This window comes from Sphingomonas echinoides, assembly GCF_029623395.1.
Taxonomy (GTDB): Bacteria; Pseudomonadota; Alphaproteobacteria; order Sphingomonadales; family Sphingomonadaceae; genus Sphingomonas; species Sphingomonas echinoides_A.
Genome location: NZ_JAPYKK010000003.1, coordinates 41,557 through 64,830, shown reverse-complemented (window position 1 = coordinate 64,830; position 23,274 = coordinate 41,557). Strand labels below are relative to the sequence as shown.

Annotated in this window: 31 protein-coding genes and 3 tRNA genes; 23 read left to right on the top strand and 11 right to left on the bottom strand. The window is 61.2% G+C overall.

The window, feature by feature from the left end; all coding sequences use genetic code 11:
* Positions 1-62: 62 nt before the first annotated feature.
* From QBJ92_RS03025 to QBJ92_RS03015, 3 genes are all read left to right on the top strand, one after another.
* On the top strand, positions 63-260 hold the full coding sequence (locus tag QBJ92_RS03025) for a helix-turn-helix transcriptional regulator (RefSeq protein WP_277968209.1): 198 nt from the start codon (positions 63-65) through the stop codon (positions 258-260).
* Positions 261-457: 197 nt separating this feature from the next.
* Positions 458-715, top strand: coding sequence for a hypothetical protein (locus tag QBJ92_RS03020; protein WP_277968208.1), 258 nt, complete (start codon positions 458-460; stop codon positions 713-715).
* Positions 712-2,355: a hypothetical protein gene (locus tag QBJ92_RS03015; RefSeq protein WP_277968207.1), complete on the top strand. Its 1,644-nt coding sequence runs from the start codon at positions 712-714 to the stop codon at positions 2,353-2,355. The genes QBJ92_RS03020 and QBJ92_RS03015 overlap by 4 nt, the downstream gene beginning before the upstream one ends.
* 652 nt (positions 2,356-3,007) lie before the next feature.
* Here the strand turns inward: QBJ92_RS03015 and QBJ92_RS03010 are convergent.
* Positions 3,008-3,568: a hypothetical protein gene (locus QBJ92_RS03010; RefSeq protein WP_277968206.1), complete on the bottom strand. Its 561-nt coding sequence runs from the start codon at positions 3,566-3,568 to the stop codon at positions 3,008-3,010.
* Here QBJ92_RS03010 and QBJ92_RS03005 point away from each other — a divergent pair.
* The 6 genes from QBJ92_RS03005 to QBJ92_RS02980 are packed head-to-tail and all read left to right on the top strand — an operon-like array spanning position 3,548 to position 7,311.
* Positions 3,548-3,928, top strand: coding sequence for a hypothetical protein (locus QBJ92_RS03005; RefSeq protein WP_277968205.1), 381 nt, complete (start codon positions 3,548-3,550; stop codon positions 3,926-3,928). The two genes, QBJ92_RS03010 and QBJ92_RS03005, sit on opposite strands and share 21 nt — an antisense overlap.
* A 14-nt stretch (positions 3,929-3,942) precedes the next feature.
* Positions 3,943-4,251, top strand: coding sequence for a hypothetical protein (locus QBJ92_RS03000; RefSeq protein ID WP_277968204.1), 309 nt, complete (start codon positions 3,943-3,945; stop codon positions 4,249-4,251).
* Between the two features lie 2 nt (positions 4,252-4,253).
* On the top strand, positions 4,254-4,859 hold the full coding sequence (locus tag QBJ92_RS02995; protein WP_277968203.1) for a hypothetical protein: 606 nt from the start codon (positions 4,254-4,256) through the stop codon (positions 4,857-4,859).
* 17 nt (positions 4,860-4,876) lie between these two features.
* Entirely contained in the window at positions 4,877-5,521 is a 645-nt protein-coding gene (locus QBJ92_RS02990; protein ID WP_277968202.1) for a hypothetical protein, read from the top strand.
* Between the two features lie 46 nt (positions 5,522-5,567).
* Complete coding sequence (locus QBJ92_RS02985) at positions 5,568-6,035, top strand: hypothetical protein (protein ID WP_277968201.1); 468 nt, start codon at positions 5,568-5,570, stop codon at positions 6,033-6,035.
* A complete protein-coding gene (locus QBJ92_RS02980) occupies positions 6,001-7,311 on the top strand; it encodes a DNA-packaging protein (RefSeq protein WP_277968200.1) in 1,311 nt (436 codons plus the stop codon). Before QBJ92_RS02985 ends, QBJ92_RS02980 begins: the two co-directional genes overlap by 35 nt.
* A gap of 137 nt (positions 7,312-7,448) precedes the next feature.
* Here the strand turns inward: QBJ92_RS02980 and QBJ92_RS02975 are convergent, their stop codons facing one another.
* Both QBJ92_RS02975 and QBJ92_RS20620 read right to left on the bottom strand, forming a co-directional pair.
* Complete coding sequence (locus tag QBJ92_RS02975; RefSeq protein ID WP_277968199.1) at positions 7,449-8,096, bottom strand: hypothetical protein; 648 nt, start codon at positions 8,094-8,096, stop codon at positions 7,449-7,451.
* A 179-nt stretch (positions 8,097-8,275) separates the two neighbouring features.
* A complete protein-coding gene (locus QBJ92_RS20620) occupies positions 8,276-8,392 on the bottom strand; it encodes a DUF6471 domain-containing protein (RefSeq protein ID WP_431358357.1) in 117 nt (38 codons plus the stop codon).
* A gap of 456 nt (positions 8,393-8,848) precedes the next feature.
* Between QBJ92_RS20620 and QBJ92_RS02970 the strand changes: the two genes are divergently transcribed.
* The 4 genes from QBJ92_RS02970 (at position 8,849) to QBJ92_RS02955 (ending at position 12,555) form a co-directional block, all read left to right on the top strand.
* Positions 8,849-9,514, top strand: a complete 666-nt coding sequence (locus QBJ92_RS02970; protein ID WP_277968198.1) for a hypothetical protein — start codon at positions 8,849-8,851, stop codon at positions 9,512-9,514.
* Positions 9,515-9,734: 220 nt separating this feature from the next.
* The gene (locus QBJ92_RS02965) at positions 9,735-10,265 is read left to right on the top strand and encodes a hypothetical protein (RefSeq protein WP_277968197.1); all 531 of its coding nucleotides are present in this window, start codon (positions 9,735-9,737) and stop codon (positions 10,263-10,265) included.
* A gap of 442 nt (positions 10,266-10,707) precedes the next feature.
* Complete coding sequence (locus QBJ92_RS02960) at positions 10,708-10,893, top strand: DUF6961 family protein (RefSeq protein ID WP_277968196.1); 186 nt, start codon at positions 10,708-10,710, stop codon at positions 10,891-10,893.
* Between the two features lie 204 nt (positions 10,894-11,097).
* Positions 11,098-12,555, top strand: a complete 1,458-nt coding sequence (locus QBJ92_RS02955; RefSeq protein ID WP_277968195.1) for an ATP-binding protein — start codon at positions 11,098-11,100, stop codon at positions 12,553-12,555.
* 327 nt (positions 12,556-12,882) lie between these two features.
* Here the strand turns inward: QBJ92_RS02955 and QBJ92_RS02950 are convergent, their stop codons facing one another.
* Positions 12,883-13,044 carry a hypothetical protein gene (locus QBJ92_RS02950; RefSeq protein ID WP_277968194.1) on the bottom strand — a complete coding sequence of 54 codons (162 nt, stop codon included), beginning with the start codon at positions 13,042-13,044 and terminating at the stop codon, positions 12,883-12,885.
* 219 nt (positions 13,045-13,263) lie between these two features.
* On the opposite strand from QBJ92_RS02950, the gene QBJ92_RS02945 reads away from it, so the two are divergent.
* From QBJ92_RS02945 to QBJ92_RS02925, 5 genes are all read left to right on the top strand, one after another.
* Positions 13,264-13,830 carry a hypothetical protein gene (locus QBJ92_RS02945; protein WP_277968193.1) on the top strand — a complete coding sequence of 189 codons (567 nt, stop codon included), beginning with the start codon at positions 13,264-13,266 and terminating at the stop codon, positions 13,828-13,830.
* A 387-nt stretch (positions 13,831-14,217) separates the two neighbouring features.
* Positions 14,218-14,772: a hypothetical protein gene (locus QBJ92_RS02940; RefSeq protein ID WP_277968192.1), complete on the top strand. Its 555-nt coding sequence runs from the start codon at positions 14,218-14,220 to the stop codon at positions 14,770-14,772.
* Between the two features lie 190 nt (positions 14,773-14,962).
* Entirely contained in the window at positions 14,963-15,178 is a 216-nt protein-coding gene (locus QBJ92_RS02935; RefSeq protein WP_277968191.1) for a helix-turn-helix transcriptional regulator, read from the top strand.
* Between the two features lie 89 nt (positions 15,179-15,267).
* The gene (locus tag QBJ92_RS02930) at positions 15,268-15,699 is read left to right on the top strand and encodes a helix-turn-helix domain-containing protein (protein ID WP_277968190.1); all 432 of its coding nucleotides are present in this window, start codon (positions 15,268-15,270) and stop codon (positions 15,697-15,699) included.
* Between the two features lie 98 nt (positions 15,700-15,797).
* A complete protein-coding gene (locus QBJ92_RS02925) occupies positions 15,798-16,148 on the top strand; it encodes a hypothetical protein (protein WP_277968189.1) in 351 nt (116 codons plus the stop codon).
* Positions 16,149-16,282: 134 nt separating this feature from the next.
* On the opposite strand, the gene QBJ92_RS02920 is transcribed toward QBJ92_RS02925, so the two are convergent.
* Positions 16,283-16,359 (bottom strand) — tRNA-Arg (locus QBJ92_RS02920).
* Between the two features lie 122 nt (positions 16,360-16,481).
* On the opposite strand from QBJ92_RS02920, the gene QBJ92_RS02915 reads away from it, so the two are divergent.
* Positions 16,482-16,994 (top strand): hypothetical protein, encoded by a 513-nt coding sequence (locus QBJ92_RS02915; protein ID WP_277968188.1) that lies wholly within the window; start codon positions 16,482-16,484, stop codon positions 16,992-16,994.
* Between the two features lie 122 nt (positions 16,995-17,116).
* Here QBJ92_RS02915 and QBJ92_RS02910 read toward each other — a convergent pair whose 3' ends face one another.
* The 3 genes from QBJ92_RS02910 to gap are packed head-to-tail and all read right to left on the bottom strand — an operon-like array spanning position 17,117 to position 19,783.
* On the bottom strand, positions 17,117-18,310 hold the full coding sequence (locus QBJ92_RS02910; RefSeq protein WP_277968187.1) for a phosphoglycerate kinase: 1,194 nt from the start codon (positions 18,308-18,310) through the stop codon (positions 17,117-17,119).
* 4 nt (positions 18,311-18,314) lie between these two features.
* Positions 18,315-18,773 carry an MOSC domain-containing protein gene (locus tag QBJ92_RS02905; RefSeq protein WP_431358356.1) on the bottom strand — a complete coding sequence of 153 codons (459 nt, stop codon included), beginning with the start codon at positions 18,771-18,773 and terminating at the stop codon, positions 18,315-18,317.
* Positions 18,773-19,783 (bottom strand): type I glyceraldehyde-3-phosphate dehydrogenase, encoded by a 1,011-nt coding sequence (gap, locus tag QBJ92_RS02900; protein ID WP_277968185.1) that lies wholly within the window; start codon positions 19,781-19,783, stop codon positions 18,773-18,775. The genes QBJ92_RS02905 and gap overlap by 1 nt, the downstream gene beginning before the upstream one ends.
* A 169-nt stretch (positions 19,784-19,952) precedes the next feature.
* On the opposite strand from gap, the gene QBJ92_RS02895 reads away from it, so the two are divergent.
* The 4 genes from QBJ92_RS02895 (at position 19,953) to QBJ92_RS02880 (ending at position 21,705) form a co-directional block, all read left to right on the top strand.
* Entirely contained in the window at positions 19,953-20,300 is a 348-nt protein-coding gene (locus QBJ92_RS02895; RefSeq protein ID WP_277968184.1) for a hypothetical protein, read from the top strand.
* On the top strand, positions 20,300-20,599 hold the full coding sequence (locus QBJ92_RS02890; protein ID WP_277968183.1) for a cell division protein ZapA: 300 nt from the start codon (positions 20,300-20,302) through the stop codon (positions 20,597-20,599). The genes QBJ92_RS02895 and QBJ92_RS02890 overlap by 1 nt, the downstream gene beginning before the upstream one ends.
* A 315-nt stretch (positions 20,600-20,914) precedes the next feature.
* Complete coding sequence (locus QBJ92_RS02885) at positions 20,915-21,496, top strand: 5-formyltetrahydrofolate cyclo-ligase (RefSeq protein ID WP_277968182.1); 582 nt, start codon at positions 20,915-20,917, stop codon at positions 21,494-21,496.
* The gene (locus tag QBJ92_RS02880) at positions 21,493-21,705 is read left to right on the top strand and encodes a DUF2842 domain-containing protein (RefSeq protein WP_277968181.1); all 213 of its coding nucleotides are present in this window, start codon (positions 21,493-21,495) and stop codon (positions 21,703-21,705) included. Before QBJ92_RS02885 ends, QBJ92_RS02880 begins: the two co-directional genes overlap by 4 nt.
* 49 nt (positions 21,706-21,754) lie before the next feature.
* On the opposite strand, the gene QBJ92_RS02875 is transcribed toward QBJ92_RS02880, so the two are convergent.
* From QBJ92_RS02875 to QBJ92_RS02865, 3 genes are all read right to left on the bottom strand, one after another.
* Positions 21,755-21,831: transfer RNA gene (locus tag QBJ92_RS02875), tRNA-Asp, on the bottom strand.
* Positions 21,832-21,909: 78 nt separating this feature from the next.
* Positions 21,910-21,986, bottom strand: a tRNA-Asp gene (locus QBJ92_RS02870).
* Positions 21,987-22,009: 23 nt separating this feature from the next.
* Entirely contained in the window at positions 22,010-23,242 is a 1,233-nt protein-coding gene (locus QBJ92_RS02865; RefSeq protein WP_277968180.1) for an AI-2E family transporter, read from the bottom strand.
* Between the last annotated feature and the right edge of the window lie 32 nt (positions 23,243-23,274).

Below are 23,274 nucleotides of genomic sequence, written 5' to 3'. Positions count from 1 at the left end.
GAACCTGAGAAACCTTCGTTCGCCCACCGTCCCCCTTGGTGGCCGAATTGAAGGAAAGTATTATGTCGCACGCCCTCACCACCGATGATGCGGCAGCTCGCATTGGGCTTGCCTACTCAACCATGAAAAAGCTTCGCCTGGCAGGTACCGGCCCAAAGTTTATGAAACTTGGTCGGGCAGTTCGATATCGCGCCATTGATCTCGATGAGTGGATGGCCGCTCGAGTAGTATCCAGCACTTCTCAGCAGAGCGCTGCGTGAGCTATGCCGCTAACATCGGCAGTAGCCAATAAGCAGAAAGGCCGCCCTGTGGCGGGGCGGCCTCCCAGAATCTTCGTCAACCACGACAACACTGCAGATAGCATCAACAACTGCCAGGTTCAATATCTGCGGCAGCGCTACGGTATTGCACCTAGCTTGGCGGGGACGCTTGCGTCCTTGGCGTTCGGGGGTGCGGCATGATGACGCATAACTCTCCGAACGTGCAGCGTCTTCATAGCCAAATTCGGGCAGCAACCGAACTCGCGGATCTCGACGAACTGCCACTGTGGCGAACGTATGACTTGCTCGCGTTCGCGGCAGCTGAATTGCCGCTGCTGATAGCTGAGATGGAAGACCCAACTCCGAACGGCATCAAGGCGCGGCGCGATGTCGCGATCCACCTCGCGGCTGAGATGATGCGCCGTCTGGTTGAAGGCGAAGGTCCCCACCGATGAACGCGGCCCCGTTCCTATTTCGCCCAACCAGCGAGATCCCCCCACGATCAACTGGTGATCCTTTTGCTGACCTTGAAGCGCCGGCTCTTGAGGGCGACGTCAAACCGAGCGGACCGTGGGAATATGTCGAGCGGCGCCCGATGATCCAGGTCCGTGCAGGCGAGTTGCACAATATTGCCACCGAGGCAGAAACCGCGCTGATAGCCGCAGGAGCGCCGCTCTATGTGCGTGGGGGCATCGTTCGGCCTGCGGTCGACGATATGCCCGCCGCTCACGGGCGTCGCACGAAAGTCGCTCGGCTTTGCCAAGTCGATAGCAGTATGCTTGTCGATCACTTGTCTCGCGCAGCCGATTGGACGAAGTGGAACGAGCGCAAAAAAGGGCTTGTTGCGACCGATCCCCCGCGCGACGTCGCCGCGGTCATATTGTCGCGTGACGGCGAATGGCGTTTCCCTCGCCTGGCGGGTGTGATCACGACGCCGACGCTTCGACCAGATGGCACAATCCTGTCGCACCCCGGCTATGACGAGGCAACGCAACTGCTGTTGCTGAACCCGCCCCCCATGCCTCCAATCAGCGACAAGCCATCCCGCAAACAAGCTCTGTCAGCGCTCGCGTTCCTTGACGCGTTGCTGGACGAGTTTCCTTTCGTCGACGACGCGAGCCGTTCCGCAGCGCTCTCTGGACTCATCACACCCGTGGTGCGGGGCGCGATGGCGGTGGCGCCGCTTCACGCAACGACCGCCCCGGTAGCGGGATCCGGTAAAAGCTACATCATCGATCTCGCCAGCGCGATCAGCACCGGGGAGCGCGCACCTGTAATTGCGGCGGGCCGGACCGAGGAGGAAACGGAGAAGCGCTTAGGCGCCGCCCTACTCAACGGTCAGGCAATCGTCTCGATCGACAACGTGAACGGCGAGCTCGGCGGCGATGCGCTGTGCCAGATGATCGAGCGCCCCGTCGTTTCCGTCCGCCCGCTTGGCGTCTCCAAACTGGTCAAGGTCGAGAGCCGCGCCACGACATTCGCCACCGGCAACAATATCCAACTTGTCGGGGACATGACGCGGCGCACGCTCCTTTGCTCGCTAGATCCGAACATGGAGCGACCGGAGCTTCGGACGTTTCACGCCAGCCCCTTCGACCTCGTGCTCGCCGACCGCGGGAAATACGTTGCGGCGGCACTGACGATCGCGAGAGCTTACGTTGCGGCCGGGTATCCCGGGCTTTTGCCTGCGCTTGCCTCATTCGAGGACTGGAGCCGGTTCGTTCGCTCCCCGCTGGTGTGGCTTGGTCGCGCGGATCCGGTCGAGACTATGGATAAGGCTCGCGCCGAAGATCCCGTGATCGCCACGCTCAGCGGTGTGCTCACTTCATGGCACGCCGCCGTCGGTCCGTCGCCACGAACGACCGGCGAGATCAGAGAGGCGGCAGAGCTGCGGGACTCTTTCAACGGAAGCATCAACGGCGCTTTGCGTGAAGCTCTGACCGAGGTGGCGGACGACAAACGCGGAGGCATCGACCCCAAACGGTTGGGCCGGTTTCTGTCACGCTATCAAGGCCGCATCGTTGACGGGCTGAAAGTGATGGCTGGCGACGACGCGCACGCCAAGCAGAAGAACTGGCGAGTGGTCCGGGCATGACGGGTCAGCTTGCGGGTATAAGCGGGTATAAGCGGGTAACTTCTCTGCCACATGTGGAATTTTCGCAGTCTTATCCTTTGCTAAATCTGGGGAAGCGGCCGGAAACGTACCCGCATTTACCCGCCACTACCCGCAACCTGTTTTGAAACACGAACAAGGAAACGGACAATGAAGGACCAAGATTTTCGCATTAGCACTATCGACGCGGCAACTACGCGCGCGCTTGGGGCAGCGTCGGACTTTGCCGCAGAGGCACCCTCAGCCGAGCCCGTCCGCCGCCCATACAGGGGCGTGCCTCGTGATTTCGTGGAAAGGTGGCCTCAGGTTGGCTGGGGTAAGGTGACTGGGGCTGAGGCGGAGTGGAACGCACACGCTCGCACCATCTCGCGCTGGCTTGATGAATGTGGCCGGAGCGAGATGATCCTGGCGCGTAAGCGGTATCTCGATGCGCAGCGGGCAGTTGCCGGGCGCGCGCGTCGCAAGCGTTACGTGCTTGGTCGGACGCTCAATCCGATCGCCGGACAGGGCGAATGAGGCAACCCGCTAATCATCAATTAGAGGGTAGGTCTTCACGAATGGCCGATTCTCGAGACTCTTCGAACCGATACGGCCACAAAAGAGAACGGTAAACCCACCAGGAACCCGCAGCCCCCTATTTCATAGAGCCTGACGGCAATCCTAGCCCCTTAAGCGCTGCAGGGGATGCAACCGATAACGCCTGATTAGTACACGCAAGTTGGGCGGTGATGTATTCAAGCAGGGTGTCCTGCTCACTCGCTTCGTCGGACGCGTTCAAGAAGTTTTGGATAATCTCGGACACCTCGGCTGGGAGTGCCAATACATCAAGATCAGCGTACCGTCGTAACTTTACCATGGCCTCCCGACCCCGGTCTTTCGCAGCATCCATAAAATAATCAGCGTATTTATCGTCGGACTCTTCATCATACAGCTGCATATCCAGTAGTCGCTTACGGTCATGAAGAGCTTCGATGACAATCGCACAGCCGTCGAAACGACGCTGCCACCAGCGTTCGCGGTAGAAGCGGTGAAGCGATAGCCTCATCGTAAGCCACGCCGCAATCGCGCCGCCTACGCCGGAGCCAACTAGCGTTACCAAGAGTTGCTGCCACCATGTCATGACCACGGGATGGGCTGAATATTGTGCCGATGTCGAGTCCGATGGCGGTAGTTTTTGCACATCGCCTTCCGCCACTGTCAGACCATGCCAAGGAAGATTTACACTCGCGTAAGCGATCATGCCATCGTTCCAGCCGAGACGGCGCTTAACGACTTCGGCGGCCTGCGCGCCGGCTACACCGCAACGTCGGTGCTACAGGATGGCGAGCGGTCGTCTTTCAGCATGGCGTTCATGGATAGCGCTGCCTCGCCCGCTAGATCGCACGTGCTGCGCGATGCCGTCGGTGCACCGGTCACGCTGGTCGACGCTGCCTCCGGCTCGCAAATGAAGCTCACCCCGGATCACATCAACGCAATCGAAACAGCGGCGTCAAAAGCCGGCCTGAGCGTCGACGCCTACGTCACTGACGTCCTGCGTTACGCGCCCGCCAACTAATGAAAGGGAACACTATGCCAATCACCCTCACCGATCACGAACGCGCATTCGCCGGCAGTCCCGAGGGTCTGCGCGACATCGCCGCAGCCCGGCGTTTGCACGAAACCCGCGAGGCTCACAAAGGTGTGAACGCCCGCCAGTGGAACGATGCGATGCAGGCGAACGCTGTCCGAAACCTGACGACCGCAAACGCCCGCGCTCGTGTGATGGCCGACGCGTCGGCTGCTTCCAGCGCTGCACAGCTCGAGGTCGCCCGAGCCGTCCACGCTGCCACCACGATCGTTCGCAAGGACAAGATGCGCAGCGCATGGAAGGGGAGGTAGGGATGCCACTCAACGCATTGTCGCTCACCGGGACCCTCGGCACCATCGGTCGCCCTTTTTCGGCTGGCATCGTGGGGCTTACCGCCGGTTCGACGCTTGAAGTGCTGCCGGATTGCACGCCTGGCCTCGACGTTGTGAACGGTCGCGTCAGCTTTGGGAAACTGTCCAGACCGGCAAACAACGTCGCCCTGCGCGAAAGTCTTAGCGGTGTCGGCGTGCGTGAGACGCGCATCGCGGTCTCGGGGCTGGCTTTCCAGTTGATGCCTGACAGCTGGGACTTCTCGTCGCGGATTAAACCGGGCCAAGTGATTGCAACCTTCGGAGATCCCTTTCTCGGAACGTTCGAGAACCTTGACGCGCCGACGTCTTGGTCAACGGTTGGAACAGTGCCCCCACAGTTGGCGCTCGTCGGGCCGGGCGTCATCCCCGGCGCCGCGACGGCCATCATCGCGGGCGCGGCGGCTCCTGTCGCGGGCACGACCTACAGCATCTCGGTGCGGGCAACCTCCGGCGCCGGCGGTGGAGCTACGGCCACGTTCTTGTCCTTGAAACCACCGCCACCTCTGGCGGGAACCATCGTCGCCACTCTGCCACTCGTTTGTATTTGACCCGGAGAAACCGCACCATGTCCAAGCCCATTCCCCTCGACGAACAGATCGTTGCAGCCCTCACCAGCGCTTGCACGTCTGCCGCCGCCGCTGCCGTGCTCGAGGATGCAGAACGTCTGCTGACCGATCTGACGAAGCAGGCCGATGCCGCCGATGTCGCCAGCCTGAGCCCGCTCGCCACGTCGACCGAAGCCCGCACGCTTCGCCGGGAAGCGGAGGATCGCCGGTTCGACGCAGATCGGATGGAAGCCTCGGTATCGGCGCTCAGCGCCCGCGTATCGGAGCTCGAAGGCGAGGAACGGTCCGCCGCTCGCGACGCAGCCCGCATCGCAGCAATTGCGGAACGTGACGCTCTGGCCTCCGAAATCGCGGAGGAATACCCTAGGATCGTATTCGCGCTGACGTCGCTGGCCAAACGCATTGCCGAAAACGACGAGCTTTGCCGGCTCAATTCTATCACCGAGTCCGCTGAGGCAATCGGTCGCGGCGTTCCAACGAACTTCTATGTCGGTGGCACCTGCACGTTGCACCGCATCGGGGACATGAAAGTCGGCATGCCAACTTCCGGCCATATGGCTTGGGACGCGGACGGCACGGGTGGCTGGCGGTGGCCAGGCTTGACATTGGCACGCTCCGAGCGGCCCGCCGCCAGCGATGGCTAAGCCCCCGGCCCGCCGTCCCCGTTCGGACGCGGGGACAACCAAACCCATGTCGGACGCGATGACCGACGCAATCCCTGAGATCCTTCGCAGGCTTGGTGAAGGCGAGAGCCTCAACGCGATCTGCAAGACCGACGGCATCCCCGACCGTGAGACGGTGCGGCGATGGGAGGGGCGAGATCAAGAACTGGCCGAACGCATCTATGAAGCGCGCGAGGCTGGTTTCTTCGATCGGGCAGAGCGCGCGGTGGAAGCCGCGAAAGCCGCCACCGACCCTCAACTAGGTCGCTTAGCCTTCGACGCCGAGCGCTGGTATCTCGGCAAGCTTTCCAACGCGTTCGCCGAGCGTCCGGCCAAGGTCGATTCTCAAACCAATATTCAGGTGAACGTCGATGCCAGCAATCCCTTTGGACGCCTTGCAGAATTCATGGACCGCGCTGCCGCCACAGTCGCAAGCGGCGCTGGCAGCACGTACCGAGTGGTTGACGAAAGCGAGGCCGGATCAGGTAGCACCTGAGGGCGACTGGACGACCTGGCTGCTATTGGCGGGCCGCGGCTGGGGAAAGACTCGCGTCGGCGCCGAAGATGTCGGGTGGTACGGCCAGCGCTTCGCCAAGTCCCGCATAGCGGTGGTCGCGCCGACGATCGCGGATGCGCGCGATACCTGCGTCGAGGGCGAAAGCGGCCTGCTTTCCGTCATTCCCGAAATCTGCATCCAGACTTGGAATCGCTCGCTTGGCGAGTTGATCCTGACGAACGGCACTCGGTTCAAGCTGTTCGGCGCGGAAGAACCCGAGCGTCTGCGCGGTCCCCAGCACCATCGCGCCTGGTGTGATGAGATCGCCGCCTGGGGAAGGCCCGAGACGTGGGATCAAGTCCTGTTCGGGCTTCGCTTGGGCGAGAACCCGCAGGCGATCATCACAACCACGCCAAAGGCAACGCCGCTGGTCAAGGCGCTGGTCAAGCGCGCCGGAACGATCATCACCCGAGGATCCACGTTCGACAATTCGGCCAATCTTTCCGCGTCCGCGCTGGCGGGGCTGCGCGATCGCTATGAAGGCACGCGCCTCGGTCGGCAGGAATTGCACGCAGAACTGTTGCTCGACACGCCTGGCGCTCTGTGGACACTCGAGATGCTTGACGGATGCCGGGCAAGCGCTGGCGATGATCCTTGTCGACCAATCTTCAACGGTGCGCCCGTTGACCTCGAGCGGATCGTGGTCGCGGTCGACCCGAGCGGGACAAAGGGCGACGGCAAAGGCGACGACATCGGCATGGTGGTTGCTGGCAGGGGCAAGGATGGCCGTGGCTATGTCCTCGCCGATCTGACGTGCCAGTTGCCGCCTGACGGCTGGGCTCGTCGTGCAATCGAAGCGGTGGCGACCTTCAAGGCGGATCGCATCGTCGCTGAGCGCAACTTCGGTGGCGCGATGGTCGAGGCGGTCATTCGAACCGCGGACAAGAACGCGCCTTACAAGGAGGTGACGGCATCGCGCGGCAAGGTCGCGCGTGCGGAGCCGGTGGCAGCGCTCTACGAACAGGGGAAGGTCAGTCACGTTGGCAGCTTGGCGGATCTAGAAGACCAGATGTCGAGCTTCACCGCGGCGGGATACATCGGGAAAGGCTCACCCGATCGCGCCGACGCGTTGGTATGGGCGCTGACAGAGCTGATGGTCGACCAACCGTATGAGTACGATATGGCGGCATTGGTCGGAGATGCCCCTATGCCGCCGTTGTCAGGTGGTGGATTTGGTCACCACAACCACCCGCTTCTGTCGCGTTACGGTTGGTAGTCCGCAGCAGATATCATCAAGGTTTAAAGCGCGTCTATTCCTTTGCGGTGCTGTTGGCGCGAGGCGAAATCGTCACCATTTGCAAAAATTCGACACAGCCCTTCAAGCAAAAGGTGCGGGTGAGTGTCGCCAAAATTCTAACTGCGCCGCCACCAGCCGCGTTTTTTGCCGTTCGTGTGTCCGGCCATCCTGTCCCACTCGTCAAAATTAGTAGCATGGTGCACGGACGTTCTTCCAGTGGCGAGATCTATGCAAACCGAGATACGAGCCACGTGGCTACGGCCAAAGAAATCGCGGTATATCGCCCCTCCGACAAGGTAAACGATCTTAGTATCGCTTCTCAGTTCCAATTCACCAAATTCATAACGCTCTTCACCGGCGATGAGCACGTCTTTCTTAAATTTTCCTAGTGTGAAGAAAGCCTCGATCGGTGCGGCCTTAACGGGCGCTTTCGCGAGCAAACCCAAGTCCGCATGATAGATCATCACTGGTGTTCTGCCTCTGTTCACCAAAGACACTTGAGCAGACGTTCCTCTACTTAACAAGTCGACTACCGGGACGAGGTAACCTTTCTCGGCCTGCTGAAAGAGATCGAGGCTCTTTTTAGCGGCTCTAGCGGCCTCGGCGGCCGCCCAAGCTGCCCAAGCAGTGGCGAACAAAGTGGCAATGATGGCGGCAAAGCCAGCCCTGGTCCAAAAGAGGGTGCTTGTACTGACGGCATTTGCATCCCGAGCGGCGTTGTTGGCCTCTATCCCGATCGCATTGGCGTTACGGGCAGCCGCCACGCTCGCCCATTGAGCACAGAGTTCAGATTCGTCACGTTCTTGGGGGCTATCACAACGGGGCTGGTATTTCTTTGTGCCTGGCAGCCTCCCTATCGTACTCGATGACGAACTCTTAGCGGCCTGATTTTGATCGGTAGCGGGCTTTTCTGCCAAGGCCTCATGCTGTGCCAGTAGGCAGCTCAGCAATCCAAGAGTTGCACGGACGATGAACCGATAGCCTCGAGACATTGGATCAGGAACACCGCTGTAAATTTACCCCGCGCCAGCTTGTTCCTGATATTTGGTTCGGTGTCCATCTGCACTGATGGAGGTAGTTTAGGCCGGGCCTGTGCGCTTCAGTCCCAACCATGCTTTACGAACCGACCCCTTGCGCCCTTCCCGCCTCTGATACTGGTCGGTTCGTTTCTCAGACGTTGGGAGTCGTTCACCCAACGGTCGACGCGCTAGCCTCTCGTTGTTCTTCCGGGCGAGGTGCGGGCGCGTCGGCACCATCACAATAGGGAGTGCAGCATGTCGAAAACCCTTGTGGGAATTCTCGAGATAGGCGCCGCGATCGGCCTGCAATTCGTTCCTGGCATCGGGACGGTTACAGGCATATCGATTGGCCTGTCGCTCGCCGCGTCTGGCCTCACAAATCTCTTCACTCCCGGCCCACCGCGTCCTGAAGGCACAGAGACTGCCATAAAGTCTCCGACGCCTGTCCGAATGTCTGGCTACGGAGCACCGCGGTCGTATTACTACTGGAAAGTTGCATGACGGCGTTGATTGGTCTCGTGCAGCCTCACGGCGCGTTCCTGCTCACTGACGGGGCCAGCTTCGACGCTGACCATAACGTCCGTCAGATCGGCAGCAAGGTTGTCGAGTTGCCTGGGCAAAACATGGCGATTGCCTGGTCTGGATACGCGATGATCCACGATCTCGAGGCGGGTGTAGCTGCCGCAGGCTCGACGCAGCGCGAGATCTTGTCCGCCTTGCCCGGAATCGTCCAGCGAATGGCAACAGCAAACGTAGCCGTCGGCGTGCGTGATGGTGTGCCAACGCCGCCACTGTATCTCTTGGTCGCGCTATGGGACGCCGCCGCAGACGAACCACAACTGTGGGCGATCCACAGCTGCACGCAAATCTTCGGTCCGGTGTACACTCCATATACGTTGATTCGAGTGGAGCAGTATGGCGCCCTTGGACCACAGCAGCAGACCGTGATCTTCGGTCGCCCGGTCAACCAAGCGGATCCCGCAGACTTTGACGTGCGTCGAGACGGGCTGACGCTCCTCGAGGCTGAGCGCGCCGAGCCGTACGAGGACGGCCACTACGCGGTCGGAGGGTTTGCTGAGCTGACGACTGTGACTGCCGATCGGGTCGAGAAGGAGATTTTGCGGCGTTGGGACGACCCGCTCGGGAAACCAATTACCCCTTGATCAATAACGACGGCGCCACGCCTACCGCGAGTGCCGCGATACAGCGTTCCCCGTTGACTTGCTGCCGTAATCCATCACGATGCCCCATCGGTTTGGGAAAGCCGATTTACACCGGGGGGATGCAATGAATAGGTTTGTATACGCGCTTTCGAGCGCAATGGTTTTCGCCTGCTCGCCTTGCGGTGCCCAGGTCGCTCCAACGCCAGTCAACGCGCCGGCAATGCAGGTAGGCGTCGCGCCTGACAATATGCTTCGCACCGGGACAGAAATTCAACTTAAGCTATCGGAGCCGTTGAGCACGAAGGGCAAGGCCTTACGCGTTGGCTATCACTTCCAGATGGAAGTCGCCGAAGCCGTGTCTGTGAACAATCAGATCGTAATCCCTGCCGGCAGTCCTGCGACTGGCGAAGTCACCGAGGTTCGCAATAAGGGAATGTGGGGGAAGTCAGGTCACCTGACGGCGAGCATCTTGTATGTCCGGGTCAATGGTCGCCAGATCAGGTTGTCCGGAACGTTCGACGACAAGGGCGTCACCGGCACTGCGGGGGTTGTTGCCGCGATCGCCTTTGTACCGGTCGTCGGGTTCTTCACCACAGGCACAAGCGCAAGCGTTGCCTCCGGCGCGCAGGTAAAGGGGTTCATTGCCGAGGACGTTCCGTTGGCGTTCGCCCAGGCGCCAGCACCGATGGTCGTTCCCGCCGCGCTTCCCACTGCCCCGATCATCAAGGCTGCTGCCACTACCGGAAAATAAACTGCCGTTGGCTTCGGTAATGACGACGATGGAACGGGGTGTCAGAGGGCATTATGCTTTCGAACGCCGCTGACACCCCGCCTGCCTTCTCTTGCACCGTTACACGCGTTCACGACGGAGATGGTCCGCTTTGGTGCGCGAACGGTGTGAAGATACGAGTCGCGGGCATCCAAGCGCCGGACTTCGAAGATACGGCGCCATGTCGGAAGCGCCGCGCTAATTCTACTTGCTCGAACGTCGACGCGGAGCGCAGCCGCGTCGTCGTCGAGCGCCTAATCTTCCACCAGACAATGGTCTGCCAACCCATGGGCAAGAGTTATTCGCGCGTCGTTGCTCGCTGCACTCTACAAGACGGGCGATCACTATCCTGCGCGATACTAGCGGCGGGCGCAGCGGTGCGGTGGGATCGGTACTGGCGCCGCTATCATATGGGGGAATGCCGATGACGCCGGACATTGAGCGCTGGGCTGAAGCCCTGGCCGCATACCGCGCCCACGGCGAGCGCGCGCACGTCCATGTAGCCGAGCGTATTGGCACACTCGCGACCGATGGTGACCAAGCCGGCGTCGACCGATGGAAACAGATCGCTGTTCGGCTTGACCAGTTGATCGGTGGCTCGTTGCAATAGCGAGGGTACAAGGGAGTTTGACGCTCACTCGTCCGCCGCCGCCGCCCGAGTGAGCGCCAAGCGACGCCGGGACAGGATGAGCGCTCGGTTGACACTCGCCACGAATCAACCACTTTGCGTTCTTGCAGCTCTGCGTTTCCGACTCTGCAGCTTAAAGGACCGCTTCTCTGTCTTGTAAGGAAACTGTGACCGCTGGGGGCTGCTATGGGCTTTGAGGTACACGACGCACCGCGCCTTCTAGCGTCGCTGTGCGAACTGCCGCGAGAAACAGGCTGGCTGGAATTTAAGGAAAATAAGTTCGAAGCGGCGACAGTCGGCAGCTACGTCTCCGGGCTCGCCAATGCCGCAATGCTCGAAAACAAGGACTCTGCGTTCATGGTTTGGGGTGTCCGCGACGGCGATCACGAGATCGTCGGGACAACGGTCGACTTGGCCGCGGCTACCGTTGGTGCAGAACCGTTCATGCTTTGGCTAAATAAGTATCTTACGCCTCATATCAATGTTCACCATGTCGCCTTCGATGTTTCAGGCAAGCATGTCGAGATGCTGTGCATCGAGCCTGGGTACATCCAACCGGTAGCTTTCCAAGGGAAAGAAACGGTTCGAGTTGATTCAGCTCTACAATCGCTGAAGAACTATCCCGAACGAGCACGGTCATTGTGGCAGATTACGTCAAGCTACTCGTTCGAAAAGTCTGTCATTATCGCGCACGCAACACCTGACGAAATATTTAACAATTTCGCCATAAAGAAACTTCTAGCCCTGTTTGGCCATGAGGGAAAGTCTCAGGCGCTAATGCTTGATAATCTCGAGTCGCGCGGATTGATCGAATCTAATATGCAGGGCGGATACACCGTCTTTGCGTTACTTGGACTTGGCGCTGCTGAGAACTTAAACGACTTCCCCCTTTCCAAATTTAAGGGCCTTCGTGTAACGGTCTACAAAGGGACTGATAAGCTCGAGTCGTCCGATGATACTGAAGGACAGCGGGGATACATAACGTCCTTTAAAGCGATGCTTTCATTTATAATGGGGAAAATTCCCAGCGCTGAACAGATGCTGCATGGTGTGCGAACGAAGGTGTACGCTATTCCCGAATTAGCAATACGAGAATTTCTTGCCAACACGCTGGTGCATCAGGATTTGACAAGCCGGGGTTCGCGCCCACTGGTCGAGATATACAAGGATCGGGTCCGTTTTATCAACCCAGGTCGCCCATTGGTGGACCCTGACCGGTTCATTGACACCCCTTCCCGGTCCCGCAACGAGCAGCTCGCGACTTTGATGCACCAAGCCGGCCTCTGCGAGTTGCGAGGCAGCGGCGTCGACCGAGCGATACGCGAGATTGAGCGCGCAATCTTACCGCCCCCGTTGTTTTCCCAAGTGGAGGGATCAACAATCGTAACCGTATTCATGCCGAAGAAATTCGCTGACATGACATCCGCTGAGCGGATCCGCGCTTGCTTTCAGCACGCTCAGTTGCTGCACGAACGCAACGAAGAACTCAGCAATGCATCGCTTCGGTCACGATTTGGGCTTCCAACAACCCAGATTTCCCAGGTTTCAAACGTCATTCGCGACGCCATCAACGAGGGGCGCATTAAGCCTCTCGACCCCGATCAAGGCAACCGGAATGCTCGTTACATTCCATCCTACGCGTAGAATTTTTATATGTTTCGTTCGCTTAAATTGATGCAGCGCTTGAGAATAATCATTTTAAAACAGCAGCCTATCCGGAAGTTTTTATTTGTTCCTGGATTGCCTGTGGGTCGTTGATGGTGGGATAGCTGGATGTGCAACCGCGCCCGCAGCAGCAACCGCGATCGACGCCGGAGAACGTTTGGTTACTGCGCCTGAGCCGCAACGCACGCGCACCAAACCGTTGCGCCCATTTCCTCGAGCTTAGACGATGACCTGTCGCCAATGGTAATCTTCTCGATTTTGCTAGCAGCCCGACTCTTCGGCGGGCGCTTCTTTCCGCTGGGGCCGTTAAGCATCGGGCTTGCGCTTTGTTACGCGCTTTACGGCATCCGGATGTTTTTCCCAAACTTTCGCAAACGCTTGATCCGCCGTAGCGCCGCCAGACATATCCTTTTGGAGCGTCGCTCGAATAAGGGCTAAGTCTTCTTTTTTGCTCGTACGCTTTGTCATGTCGGCTCTCCATCCTCTGCGCTGAGCATAAAGGAGGCCGGTGGCGGACGCGACTGGCAATCCGGCAATTTTAAGACTGCAAGACCAGCTGATTGCGTGGCTTACAAACCCGTAGTCGCTTTGTATGAAGGCAATATGAGGGAGATGGTCCGGACACTTCGGGATAATTGGTCTGTGATCGCGGGAGCCCCCTGGGCGTTCGCGATAGTGGCTGGTTTGATGTCGGGTCTGATCTGGATCGTCCTTAAGGAGTTCAGTAAGCGCCAAATCGAAGGCCTGAAGCATCAGATTGAAAATCTAGAAGCGAGGTTGAAGCTCCGAGACGATGAGATTGCTGATTATAAGCGGAAGCTTCAAGGAGCTACGCCGAAAGAAGCAGGTGAGCGAATTGCTGAGCTTGAACGGCAGGTATTGGAACTGCAGCCAAAGCAGAGGTCTCTAACGCAAGACCAAAAAGCTTGCATTGGCCGCCATGTTGCAGGCAATGCGCTACCTAATGATCTGCTAAACATTATATACGTAGGAAGCTCTCCGGAGTCTGCGATCTACGCTCACGATTTTAAAGAGGCCCTTTCTCTCGGAGGATGGTCTGTTGAGCCGGACACGGTTCTTTTTGGGTCGCGAGTGATGAACAAGGGTTTGACGCTTGCGCAAGCTTCCTCTGATGAGCACAAAACCGTCTCAAAGATTCTGGCTACCGCGCTTCGCAAGGCAGACGTTGAATTTAAAGAAGAACGCAACGAAAACCTGGCAGACGTCCGGCTCTATATCGACATGTTTCACTGAAATACTTGGCCTGTTAAGGCGCTGGCTATTATCGGTTCACACGCAAACTGTCCTCTAATCTGGAAGCTCGCGCAACACCGGCGGAAGCGTCTTGATACCGTAGGACGCGGCTGTCCGACCCCATGCATGTTCTAGCAATCGGCGGATCGCTTCAGGACGCGAGAACCGCCCCCCGTCTTCTTCAATCCAGTCGTCAAGGCGACGAAGTTGCTCGGGATCCAGACGAACCATAACCGGCGTCGCGCCTGTCCGCGGACGGCCACGGGGTGATTTTTCAATATCGTCTATTGCGTTACTCATGCATTAACGATATTAGAAAAGGCGAAGCGGCGCAAGGCTTAGGACCCTCACGCCGCTTCTAACCGCAACCGTTCTAGGACAACGATCATGGCTACTCACGCCCCTAACACGGGCGCACCCCTAAGTGCGCCATTTAATCAAACCTCGCCAGCATCAACCGTATCCCCCTTTCGTATCGCTGAGGGACAGTATCGCACCGCGGTTGAGCGGTTTGAAGGCTTGCCCCAAAATCTGGAACGAGAGGACAAAGCCACCTTTGATCGCGAGCATGACCAGTTCATTGCGGCGGTAAATGCGGTCGACGAAGCGCCTGTCGCTGACTGGAGCGAATTTGCGACCGCGTTCGAGATCGCGTGCGACTTGGGGCAAAGTATCCCGAGCGATAATCTTGTGTCGAAGCTTTTGGCAGACGTCCGACGATTGTCTGATCACAACGGTATGAAGACAGCTGAGCGGGCGGCGCTGGAGACCCTGAACAGCCGCTTCGACCACACAGCGGCGATCGCGCGCATCATAGGCATGCACGACGATCTGCCTGCGGATATCACCGACGCGATCCGCGGCGTAGGCGACACGTTAGACGAGCTGTGCGGACGAATGGACGCAATCCTTAATCCTGTGGCGCGGGAGAACGGGCAATGACCTGTCACGTAATTGAGCGCGCAGCGGTGCCCGCGGACTTCGCGGAAACCTACGTCGCCGGCGGGTGGCGCGCGATCGATCGGCGATACGGGGCAAAAACCTCGCGCCTGTGGGAATGGATCCGCTTGTCTCGCGATGCAATCGTGGCACTATCTGACCGCAGCAATAAGCCACCAGCGGAGCAATGAGCATGACCGCCGCAGCAGATAAGGACCGCAGGCGGGATTGCCTGCTGCGGTTCCCGGAAGTCCGACGCCGGACCAGTCTGGCAAGCTCGACCGTCTATCGACGCATGGACGAAGGCACGTTCCCGCGATGCAAGAAGCTGAGCGTGCGTGCCGTCTACTGGTACGAGAGCGATATCGAAGAGTTCATCGCCGATCCGCTTGGCTACCGGGCACCATAGGCGATGCGTAAGTATGCTGTCCGACTACGCACACGCGGTCGGACAGCATTGCAAACACCATAGTTTTGGCGAACCTTCGGAGAAGCGACATGGCAACGCGGCCACGGGACAACCGACAAGAGCTTTACGATGCCGGCAAATCAGATCGCCAGATCGCGCGAGAGCTCGGCAAGGATCGCAAGTCCATATGGCGATGGCGGACGAACGCCGGTTTGCCGCCGCTACAAAAGCGGCTCAGCCCCCTTCCGAAAGAAGAGCGCGAGCGGAGGATCGCGTTTCACTTGATTGGCCTTAATGATGTGGCGATGGCGATGCTGTGCAATATCACGCGCCAGACAATGCAGGAGTGGCGAACCTATTATAGCCTGCCAGTAAATCACAAACACAATAACAAAGCGCCCCTCCCAGCTATCCAGATGTTGAGCATGGACGTAGATGCGGGTTACGGATCGATGCACCGACGGCTGCGCGACGACAGTTGGTCAAGTTGGTTAGAGGAAATGGGCGCTACAGTTTGCTAGCATCGGTAAGCCTTCCGCTGGTCTGGCCGCCGTAAAGCGCCTCACAGGTTTCATGAACACCCGGCGGCATGCTTCACTGCACGCCCCAGAAACGCTCGATGCCAGCCGACTTCCCGGAGATGTTCGTGCTGCTCGGGCATAAGACAATCGAGTATCACTATTGCGCGGGCATCGGCACGATCAAGCGTTGGATGCGCGAGTATGGTGAGGCGGATCTAATACAGGTCCGCCGGGGCTACTTGCGCAAGCTCTATGCGTCGAAGGGCAGCAGGACGGCAGCGGGATCAAAACCCGGCGTGCGGTTCGGCGGCTTTCCCGAAATGGCGGCAGGCAATCCCGCGCTCGCCATGATGCCGGTCCGACAGGCGCGCCGGATATGGCAGGATGAAATTTGGGTGCCGGTGAACGGCGGGAAGCCAAAACCGGACGAATTTGCCGCCGGCTTTTAGGACCACGCTAGGAACCCGTCCCATTCTGAGAGCGTGGGTGCCGCGTGGGTATCTGCGTTTCCGCCAAACAAAAACGGCCCCCATTCCGTTAGGAGTGGAGGCCGCTAAGCCCTTGCCAGATCAAGGGAAATAGATGGTGCACCCAGAGCGATTCGAACGCCCGACCCTCAGATTCGTAGTCTGATGCTCTATCCAGCTGAGCTATGGGTGCCTGGAGACGCGCTGTTAGCCGGGCCGTTCGGGGGGCGCAAGACCTTTTCCGCGTTGCGGCAATTTTTTGTGCCGATCCTCGAACGTTGCGCGGGCGGAGCCATCGGCATAGAGCGAATGCAGATGACCTACCGTGCAAATCCCAGCCGCCTCGTCGTGGCGTTCCTCCTTGTGACGGGCGGGTGCACCACACCGCGGTCCGCCGAATTCCCCTCGCTTCTGCCCCGAGCGATCGAATCGCGCAGCGACGCCGAGCCGGTCGCGCCGGTCATGATCGTCGAAACCGAACCCGCGACCGATGCGACGCTGGTCGATCTGGAGAAGGCGATCGACACCGCCGCCAAGACGTTCGATGCCGCCGCCGACGACGCCGACCGCAACGCCAAGGCCGCGCAGGGGGATGCGGTCGGCAGCGACCGCTGGATCGCCGCCCAAACCGCGCTGGGGCAGCTCGACGGGCTGCGCGCGACGACGTCGTCCGCGATTACCGATCTGGACGAGTTGGCGCTGACGCGCGCAGCGGCGGGCAAGCCCGACTATCCCGCGATCGCGACCTTGCGGCAGAAGGCGCAGGCGGCGTTGCAAAAGCAGGCAGCGCGAATTCAGGAGATCCAGGCGAGGCTGAAGCCCGCCTGACGTTCTTGTGTTCCTGCGAAAGCAGGAACCCAGAGCCAAGCCGAACAACGGCTTACAGTTCTCGAGACTCCTGGACTCCCGCTTTCGCGGGAGAACAGAAATCGTTCAAATAGTCCGAAAGCTTAGCCGCGCGCGAGCGCCGCGACGCCGGGAAGGTCCTTGCCTTCCATCCATTCCAGAAACGCACCGCCCGCAGTCGAGACGAAGGTGAAGTCGTCCGCCACACCCGCCTGGTTGAGCGCGGCAACGGTATCCCCGCCCCCGGCCACCGAGACGAGCGACCCGCTCTTGGTCAACGCCGCCGCAGTCTTCGCCAGCGCAACCGTCGCGGTATCGAACGGCGGCGTCTCGAACGCGCCGAGCGGGCCGTTCCACACCAGCGTCCGGCAGTTCTTCAAAACATCAGCCAGCGCTTCTGTCGCCGCCGGACCGACGTCGAGGATCATCTCGTCCGCCGCGACCTCGTGCACGTTGACCGTCCGGATCGGCGGGTTGGCGCGGAATTCCTTCGCGACAACCACGTCATACGGCAGATGGATCGTGCAGTTGGCGCTGTCCGCCGCCGCGAAGATCTCGTCCGCCGTACCGGTCAGCTCATGCTCGCACAGCGACTTGCCGACGTTGACGCCGCGCGCCGCGAGGAAGGTGTTGGCCATCCCGCCGCCGATGATGAGGTGATCGACCTTGGTCACGAGATGCTTGAGCACGTCGAGCTTGGTCGAAACCTTCGCTCCGCCGACGACCGCCGCAACCGGATGCTCGGGATTGCCGAGCGCCTTGTCGAGTGCGTCGAGTTCCGCTTCCATCGCGCGCCCAGCAAACGCGGGCAGCTTGTGCGCCAGACCCTCGGTCGATGCGTGCGCGCGGTGTGCGGCGGAGAAAGCGTCGTTGACGTACAGATCGCCAAGCGATGCGAACCGATCGACCGTCGCCGGATCGTTCTTCTCTTCGCCACTGAAGAAACGCGTATTCTCGAGGATCGCGACATCACCCGGCGCGAGTGCTGCAACCGCCGCCGCATCGCCTTCCCAGTCGACATAGGTAACCGGCCGCCCGAGCACATTGGCATAAGGCTCGACCAGCTGCTTGAGCGACAGCTCGGCGGAAGGATTGCCCTTGGGTCGCCCGAAATGCGCAAGGATCAGGACGATCGCGCCCTTGTCCGCCAGTTCGGTAACGGTCGGCAGCGTGGAGCGCAGCCGCGTGTCGTCGCTGACCGCGCCGTCCTGCATCGGCACGTTGAGATCCTCGCGCACCAGCACGCGCTTGCCCCGAACATCGCCGATATCGTCCAGCGTCTTGAAGGCCCGTGTCATGTCGTCACTCCTCGATAAGTATAATCGGATCGCCGACGCGGATCGTCCCGCCGACCAGGACGCGCGAGCATACGCCGCCGCGCCAGTCGATCATCATCGCCGCGCGCAAACCGGGTGCGAGTGCTTCCATCCGCTCGCACGGATCGGTCTCGCGCGTGATCATCAGTTCGACCGTGTCACCAATGCGCAAGCGCGCACCGGGAACCTGCGGCAGGTCGAGCCCGTCGACCAGCAGATTGGCGCGCCGTTCCTGCCACGGCAGGCTGTGCCCGACCTCGGCCATCGCGGCGTCCCAGTCGCTGCGTTCGAGCAACGTCACCTGACGCCGCCCCTTCCCGCCGGGCTTGACCGTTCCGCGAAAGTCGCCGTGGAGACCACCGTCCAACGTCACTTCGACGTGGTCGATGGTCTCCATCGGTCCCTTGGGCCGGCCGTGGCGAGCGATCCCCGCCAGCGTTCCCATCAGAGGAACTTGCCCATCGCCCCCGCGGTGTCGACCATGCGGTTCGAGAAGCCCCACTCATTGTCGTACCAGCTGACGACGCGGACGAGCTTGCCGTCCATCACCGCGGTCTCCAGGCTGTCGATCGTCGACGAGGCGGGCGTATGGACGATGTCGATCGAAACGAGCGGCTCGTCCGAGAACACCAGCACGCCCTTGAGCGGACCGCTTTCGGACGCGGCCTTGAGGATCGCGTTGACCTCTTCCTTGGTCGTCTCGCGCGAAGGCATGAAGGTCAGGTCGATCAGGCTGCCATCGGGAACCGGCACGCGGATCGCCGATCCGTCGAGCTTGCCCTTGAGTTCGGGCAAAACTTCACCGACCGCACGCGCGGCACCGGTGGTGGTCGGGATCATCGACATCGCGGCGGCACGCGCGCGCCGCAGATCGGGGTGGATCTGGTCGAGGATCTTCTGGTCGTTGGTATAGGCATGGACCGTCGTCATCAAGCCGCGCTCGATACCGATCGCGTCGTTCAGAACCTTGGCGACCGGCGCGAGGCAGTTGGTCGTGCACGATGCGTTCGAGACGATCGTGTGCCCGGCTTCGAGCTTGTCGTGGTTGACGCCGTAGACGACCGTCAGGTCGACGCCCTTGCCCGGCGCCGAGATCAGCACCTTCTTGGCGCCGGCGTCGAGATGCTTCTGGCAGCTCTCGCGATCGGTGAAGAAGCCCGTGCATTCGAGCACGATGTCGATGCCTTGCTCGGCATGCGGTAGGTTGGCGGGGTCCCGCTCGGCGGTGACGCGGATGCGCTTGCCGTCGACGACCAGGTCGTTGCCCTCGGCCGAGACCTCACCCGGATAGCGGCCATGGACCGAATCGCGGCTGAACAGCCACGCGTTCGACTTGGCGTCGGCGAGATCGTTGATCGTGACGAGCTCGAGCCCGCTGTCGGCACGCTCGAGAATGGCGCGTGCGACAAGGCGACCGATACGCCCGAAACCGTTGATCGCTACCTTGACCGTCATCGTAATGCGCTCCTCAAGCTTATGCGCGGCGCGGCATGTCCGCTGCGCCGACTCCTATGGGACGTGCGCGTCTTTGCGGGGCGCGGGCGGGCGCGTCAACCGCCCGGCATGACGCAATCCCGTCACAAATGCGCCTTGTAGCGCGGCGGAGCCATGCTATCTCGCGACGATGGCAGACCCCACCGCCACCCAGGCACCCCCAGCAGTCGCGTCCGATCGTACCGCTTCCCCCCCTGCGCCCTCGGCAGCGCCGACGGCGTCGGCTGCGCTTTCGCCCGAAGACGCGCAGAAGATCATGGTCGATCGGATCGAGGACGCGCTTACGCGGATCGAGATCGCGACGCAGAAACGCGCCGACGCATTGAGCAGGATGGAGCAGCGACATCATGCGCTGCGCGACCGGATGACCCAAACGGTCGCCACGCTCGATACGGTCCTGGCGGCGGCGGACGCCGCCAGCGCGGACGAGGCCGAGACAGATCCAGATACCAACGTCGACGAGGGGGGAGACGCCTGATGGCCGAGATCACGCTCACGATCGGCACGCGCCGCCACACCGTCGCTTGTCCGGACGGACAGGAAGACCATCTCCGCCGCCTTGGCGCGATGCTGGCGGACAAATATGAAATGGCCGAGCGCGCCTCCGCCGGGTTGAGCGGCGAACGCACCATGCTGTTCATCGCGCTGATGCTCGCCGACGCGCTCGACGAAGCGAATCGCCGCCCCGCGGTCGCGCCCGTGATCAGTAGCGACGTGGTCCTGTTGGGGCTGGTCGCGGAGCAGCTCGAATTGCTCGCGGACCGCCTTGAGCAATAAGGCGGAAGCGCCTATATCCATCCATGGCGGGCACTGCCCGGTACGAGCCTTTATTATCCCTGAGGCTATTCTTCATCCAAGGGGGTTGTCCCTGCCCGGGCCCTGGCCCGACGCACATGATCCCCACCTGACGTACCGTGCGTCAGAGGATAACCCGGCACACGGCCACGGCGGTCCCGCCACCCCGCCTCCGTTTCGCTTTCATGCCCCGCCGCGCCATCTCGGGCGCGCTCGGCGAGCGGTACGCACCCTACCTCGCCGGGTGACGGTAAAGCGGCAGTGCGCGCGGCGCCGCTTGGGCGTATTGCGGCGCGTATGACCGAACCCTCCATGCCCCCAACCGACAAACCCGCGCTGCGCGCTCACATCCGCGCCGCCCGCGACGCTTTCGTCGCCAGCGGCACCCGCGACATCGCCGCGCCAGCGCCATTCCGCGCCCTGCTGGAGCCCGGCTTCACCGTCAGCGCCTATGTCCCGATCGGCAGCGAGGCAGACCCCGCCACGCTCGTCCAGGCGGCGCGAGCGGCGGGGTGCGCGATCGCCCTGCCCCATGTCACCAGCCGAGACCAGCCGATGCGCTTCCTGCGCTGGAACGACGACGAGACGCTCCATCGCGGCCCCCTGGGTCTCCGTCAGCCGCACGGTGAGTCGCAAGTCCTCGCGCCCGACATCATCCTCACCCCCTTGCTCGCGTTCGACGCCAAGCTCGATCGGCTGGGCCAGGGCGCAGGTTATTACGATCGCGCCTTCGCGCAGTTTCCCGACGCCAAGCGGATCGGGGTTGCGTGGAGCGTCCAGCAGGTCGAAACCCTGCCGACCGATGCGTGGGACATGCCGCTCCACGCCGTCATCACCGAAACCGCGTGGATCCCCTTGCCGATGAGTTTCAAACCATGACCCCCAGCTGGCGCAAACCGGTCGGGATGTTCGTCATCCTGGCTGCCGTGACAATCTGGTGCGTGCTCGCCGCAAGCCTGTCCGCGGTGGTCGGCGGATGGCACCCGCTATTGCAGGCGGTCTATTATCTCGTCGCCGGGATTGCGTGGATCTGGGTGCTGCCGCTCAGGCGGATGCTGGTCTGGATGGAAACGGGCCGCTGGGGCTGATCGAGCCGGACCTCGAAGCGCCATTCCCGCACCGCTGGGGTGGAAGGAATGGCGCGAGTGACGGGACTCGAACCCGCGACCTCCGGCGTGACAGGCCGGCGCTCTAACCAACTGAGCTACACCCGCGCAGATCGAACCCGAGGGCCCGATGAACCGGATCATGACGCGCTTCGCAACCATACCGATCCCCAAGCAGGGAAAGGATGGCGCGAGTGACGGGACTCGAACCCGCGACCTCCGGCGTGACAGGCCGGCGCTCTAACCAACTGAGCTACACCCGCTTGAGAAGCGTGAGGCGCGGCTGTTAAGCGACACCCCCTACCCTGTCAACACCCGTTTCTGCTTCCTCGCTCGATGGCGCGAAACTTCCGCGCCGCTGTTGCGTCAACGTGCCGTGTTCAAACAAGAATCCGGCGATGTCCGGTTTGCCCGCCGCGCGCACCACGGTCTGCAGGATAATCAGCAGCGGCACCGCCAGCAGCGTCCCCGCGGTCCCCCACACCCACGACCAGAAACTGATCGAGACGAGAATCAGGATCGGGTTGATCGTCAGCCGATGCCCGACGATCAGCGGCGTGATCGCATTCGCCTCGACGACGTGGAAGCCGATCATGATGAACGCGGGCAGCAACGCGACCCAAATGTCGTGGAACGTCATCAACCCGCCCAGCGCAAGCAACCCCGCCGCCGCGATCGGCCCGAAATACGGCACGTAGTTGAGCAGCGCGACGATCCCGCCCCACATCAGCGGATAGGGCATCCCCATCACGTACAGTACGCCTGCGATCGCAACGCCCAGCATGAAGTTGATGATCGTGATCGTGCCGAGATACGCCGAGGTATCGTCCACCACGCTCTGGATCACCCGCGCGGTCGCCATCGCGCCGCCGAAGCTTGCGCGGCTGGTGATCGTGCGCTTGCGCATCCGCGTCCAGCCCGAGAGGAAGAAGAACACCACCAGCACCCCGAAGAACACCTGGACGATCACAGACGGCGCGGAGGTGGCGGCAAGCTCGAGGATCGAGCTCGGCGGAGACACGGCGGCGGTCTGGGGAGATTTGACCGGGCCCGACGCCGCCAGATGCTGCACCGTGCGATTGAGATATTTTTCGAGGCTCGAATACAGGTCGATCAGCGGCGCGATGTTCATCTGGATCCGGTCGATCCGCTCGGGCAGGCGCCGGAAGAATTCGGTCGCGGGCACGACGATCGCCGCCAGCGCGACGTTCGCCGCGACGAGGAACAGCAACACGCACGTCAGCGCCGCCAGTGCCGACGGCACGCGCCGCCGCTCGAGCCATTCCAGCACGGGCACCAGCGCGACCGCGATCACCAGCGCGGTGGTGGTCGGCAGGAAGAACTCCGCGCCAGCCTTGAGCGCGAACGGCATCGCCATCGCCAGGCCGACGCCAGCGGTCAGTGTCAACGCCGCCAACAGCCGGTCGCGTCTCAACGCTACACGCGCCTCGTCTTCAATGTCGCCACCGGAAGGTGCCAGCCCGAAGGCACCAGTCGGGATATCGTTAGGGTCCGCCATGCCGGAGACCGTAGCGCCATTCCGCCGTTGCG

Excerpts from the sequence above, each read along its gene's own strand:
- QBJ92_RS03025 (WP_277968209.1), top strand. The coding sequence starts at position 63 with ATGTCGCACGCCCTCACCACCGATGATGCGGCAGCTCGCATTGGGCTT.
- QBJ92_RS03020 (WP_277968208.1), top strand. The coding sequence starts at position 458 with ATGATGACGCATAACTCTCCGAACGTGCAGCGTCTTCATAGCCAAATT.
- QBJ92_RS03015 (WP_277968207.1), top strand. The coding sequence starts at position 712 with ATGAACGCGGCCCCGTTCCTATTTCGCCCAACCAGCGAGATCCCCCCA.
- QBJ92_RS03000 (WP_277968204.1), top strand. The coding sequence starts at position 3,943 with ATGCCAATCACCCTCACCGATCACGAACGCGCATTCGCCGGCAGTCCC.
- QBJ92_RS02995 (WP_277968203.1), top strand. The coding sequence starts at position 4,254 with ATGCCACTCAACGCATTGTCGCTCACCGGGACCCTCGGCACCATCGGT.
- QBJ92_RS02990 (WP_277968202.1), top strand. The coding sequence starts at position 4,877 with ATGTCCAAGCCCATTCCCCTCGACGAACAGATCGTTGCAGCCCTCACC.
- QBJ92_RS02985 (WP_277968201.1), top strand. The coding sequence starts at position 5,568 with ATGTCGGACGCGATGACCGACGCAATCCCTGAGATCCTTCGCAGGCTT.
- QBJ92_RS20620 (WP_431358357.1), bottom strand. The coding sequence starts at position 8,392 with ATGGACACCGAACCAAATATCAGGAACAAGCTGGCGCGGGGTAAATTT.
- QBJ92_RS02970 (WP_277968198.1), top strand. The coding sequence starts at position 8,849 with ATGACGGCGTTGATTGGTCTCGTGCAGCCTCACGGCGCGTTCCTGCTC.
- QBJ92_RS02965 (WP_277968197.1), top strand. The coding sequence starts at position 9,735 with ATGCAGGTAGGCGTCGCGCCTGACAATATGCTTCGCACCGGGACAGAA.
- QBJ92_RS02960 (WP_277968196.1), top strand. The coding sequence starts at position 10,708 with ATGACGCCGGACATTGAGCGCTGGGCTGAAGCCCTGGCCGCATACCGC.
- QBJ92_RS02955 (WP_277968195.1), top strand. The coding sequence starts at position 11,098 with ATGGGCTTTGAGGTACACGACGCACCGCGCCTTCTAGCGTCGCTGTGC.
- QBJ92_RS02950 (WP_277968194.1), bottom strand. The coding sequence starts at position 13,044 with ATGACAAAGCGTACGAGCAAAAAAGAAGACTTAGCCCTTATTCGAGCG.
- QBJ92_RS02945 (WP_277968193.1), top strand. The coding sequence starts at position 13,264 with ATGTCGGGTCTGATCTGGATCGTCCTTAAGGAGTTCAGTAAGCGCCAA.
- QBJ92_RS02940 (WP_277968192.1), top strand. The coding sequence starts at position 14,218 with ATGGCTACTCACGCCCCTAACACGGGCGCACCCCTAAGTGCGCCATTT.
- QBJ92_RS02935 (WP_277968191.1), top strand. The coding sequence starts at position 14,963 with ATGACCGCCGCAGCAGATAAGGACCGCAGGCGGGATTGCCTGCTGCGG.
- QBJ92_RS02930 (WP_277968190.1), top strand. The coding sequence starts at position 15,268 with ATGGCAACGCGGCCACGGGACAACCGACAAGAGCTTTACGATGCCGGC.
- QBJ92_RS02925 (WP_277968189.1), top strand. The coding sequence starts at position 15,798 with ATGCCAGCCGACTTCCCGGAGATGTTCGTGCTGCTCGGGCATAAGACA.
- QBJ92_RS02915 (WP_277968188.1), top strand. The coding sequence starts at position 16,482 with ATGACCTACCGTGCAAATCCCAGCCGCCTCGTCGTGGCGTTCCTCCTT.
- QBJ92_RS02910 (WP_277968187.1), bottom strand. The coding sequence starts at position 18,310 with ATGACACGGGCCTTCAAGACGCTGGACGATATCGGCGATGTTCGGGGC.
- QBJ92_RS02905 (WP_431358356.1), bottom strand. The coding sequence starts at position 18,773 with ATGGGAACGCTGGCGGGGATCGCTCGCCACGGCCGGCCCAAGGGACCG.
- gap (WP_277968185.1), bottom strand. The coding sequence starts at position 19,783 with ATGACGGTCAAGGTAGCGATCAACGGTTTCGGGCGTATCGGTCGCCTT.
- QBJ92_RS02895 (WP_277968184.1), top strand. The coding sequence starts at position 19,953 with ATGGCAGACCCCACCGCCACCCAGGCACCCCCAGCAGTCGCGTCCGAT.
- QBJ92_RS02890 (WP_277968183.1), top strand. The coding sequence starts at position 20,300 with ATGGCCGAGATCACGCTCACGATCGGCACGCGCCGCCACACCGTCGCT.
- QBJ92_RS02885 (WP_277968182.1), top strand. The coding sequence starts at position 20,915 with ATGACCGAACCCTCCATGCCCCCAACCGACAAACCCGCGCTGCGCGCT.
- QBJ92_RS02880 (WP_277968181.1), top strand. The coding sequence starts at position 21,493 with ATGACCCCCAGCTGGCGCAAACCGGTCGGGATGTTCGTCATCCTGGCT.
- QBJ92_RS02865 (WP_277968180.1), bottom strand. The coding sequence starts at position 23,242 with ATGGCGGACCCTAACGATATCCCGACTGGTGCCTTCGGGCTGGCACCT.